The organism is Luteibacter sp. P4_E6 (assembly GCF_056401535.1).
On the sequence record NZ_JBFUJE010000659.1, the window covers coordinates 1 to 1,955 of the forward strand.

Below are 1,955 nucleotides of genomic sequence, written 5' to 3' on the forward strand. Positions count from 1 at the left end.
CATCTTCATCGTCGGTGAAACAGGTACCGGAAAGGAGTTGGTGGCTCGCGCCATCCATGTCGCTTCCGGTCGCAGCGGCCTCTTCGTACCGATCAACTGTGCCGCTATCCCTGCAGACTTGCTGGAGAGCGAATTGTTCGGGCACGTCAAGGGCGCCTTTACGGGAGCAGTGCGCGACCGGATCGGCAAGTGCGAGCTCGCCAGTGGAGGCACGCTCTTTCTCGATGAAATAACGGAGATGCCGATCGGACTGCAAGCAAAGCTCTTGCGCGTCTTGCAGGAGTCTGTGATCGACAAGGTCGGAGGCAATGTCGCTACGCCGGTCGACCTGCGTGTCGTCGCTGCAACCAATCGCGATCCGCAGCAGTCCGTCGATGCGGGCACGCTTCGGCGCGATCTCTACTTTCGGCTCAATGTGGTACGTGTTGACGTGCCGCTGCTTCGGAGCAGGCGGGACGACATTCCGTTGCTCGTCGACTACTTCATAAACAAGTATTCGGTTGAGCTCAGCAGGTCGCCACCCACGTTATCGCCTGAGGCATTGGTGATACTGGAGAACTACACGTGGCCCGGGAATGTCCGTGAGCTGGAGAACCTGATCGAGCGAGCGATGGTGCTGTGCAGGGGCGAAGTCATCACCGCAGCACATCTCCCGGGCGAACTAGGCGCTGCGCGGACACCTGTTGCGCTTGACAAGGCTGGCTCCGAGACTGCGCAGCAGTCGGAGCAGCCGCTTGCCTTGAGACCTCATGTGGATCAACTCGAGCGTCGCCTGATCGAAGCCGCCCTCGAAGCCGCGGGAAAGAATAAGGCTGCTGCCGCTAGACTGCTCGAGATCAGCGAGCGCGCGCTCTGGTACAAGATCAAGCGATACGGCCTCAGCTAACCACGCCCTTCACGCCGCGTGTCAGCACCGGCTTCACGCCCTTTGACGGAAGTCTTGATTCGACCAAGTCCATGGTTGCACTCCCGCGACGACGAAATTGTCTAGGGGCACCCCGGACGCTACGCCTGGCCTCGACGCGATGCGCTGACATCGCACGAAAGGTCCTGTCGTTTCACGGGACTTTCATCTCCTTCATAACCGCATCCCTGGGAGGGAAAAACCATGGCCGTCACGACCATCGAAGAACTGTTCATCCATGAGCTGTCGGACATCTACAGCGCAGAAAAGCAACTGACGAAAGCGCTTCCCCGCCTGGCCCGCGCATCGTCGTCCCCGAAGCTCGCCGAAGCCTTTACCTCCCACCTGGAAGAAACCCAGGGCCAGGTCGAGCGCATCGACGAAATCGTCGAGCTCCTTGGCATCAAGCTCAAGCGTATGAAGTGCGCCGCCATGGAAGGTTTGGTGGAGGAGGGCAAGGAAGTGATTGAAGAGATCGAAAAGGGCGCACTGCGTGACGTCGCACTCATCGGCGGCGGCAACAAGGTCGAGCACTACGAGATTGCCTCCTACGGCACCCTCGCAGCATTGGCTACCCAGCTGGGCTATACCAAGGCCGTGCCACTTCTCCTGGCCACTCTGAAGGAAGAGAAGGCTGCCGATGAAAAGCTGACCTTGCTCAGTGAGCAGCTCGGGAAGCAAAAGCAAGTCGAGAAGGCCTGACACGCTTTGAGTGCCATCGGCGTTGATGCCGACAGCCGTGCGGTGGGCGGGATTCGCCCACCGTGTTTTTCGGTGACGCGCAAACCGAAATTGCATAGCACTTGGCCGTCGCGCCTTAGGAAGCCTGTGCTAGGTTCGATGAGCCGCATTATGGCGGCCTACAAACTTCGGAGCGTTCTCATGGATAAGCGCGACCAGCTGATGCACGACGCCAATCCCTTCGGTGTACAGGTCGAAGGTCCGTTGCAGCTTGGTACCACGGCAGCAAAGTGGGCACCGAAGATCGATGATGTCGGTGATATCGGCCGCATCGGTTCCACGCATAGCGGTGGCGATTGGGGCTAAGCCC

Annotated in this window: 3 protein-coding genes; all 3 read left to right on the top strand. The window is 59.5% G+C overall.

Annotated features, from left to right (window positions below):
• A partial coding sequence (locus tag AC1DT2_RS22070) for a sigma-54 interaction domain-containing protein (protein WP_477298753.1) occupies positions 1-886 on the top strand: 886 nt, incomplete at its 5' end.
• Positions 887-1,108: 222 nt separating this feature from the next.
• Positions 1,109-1,606, top strand: coding sequence for a YciE/YciF ferroxidase family protein (locus tag AC1DT2_RS22075; RefSeq protein WP_477298755.1), 498 nt, complete (start codon positions 1,109-1,111; stop codon positions 1,604-1,606).
• 180 nt (positions 1,607-1,786) lie between these two features.
• Positions 1,787-1,951 (top strand): hypothetical protein, encoded by a 165-nt coding sequence (locus AC1DT2_RS22080; RefSeq protein WP_157503905.1) that lies wholly within the window; start codon positions 1,787-1,789, stop codon positions 1,949-1,951.
• The last annotated feature ends 4 nt before the right edge of the window (positions 1,952-1,955 follow it).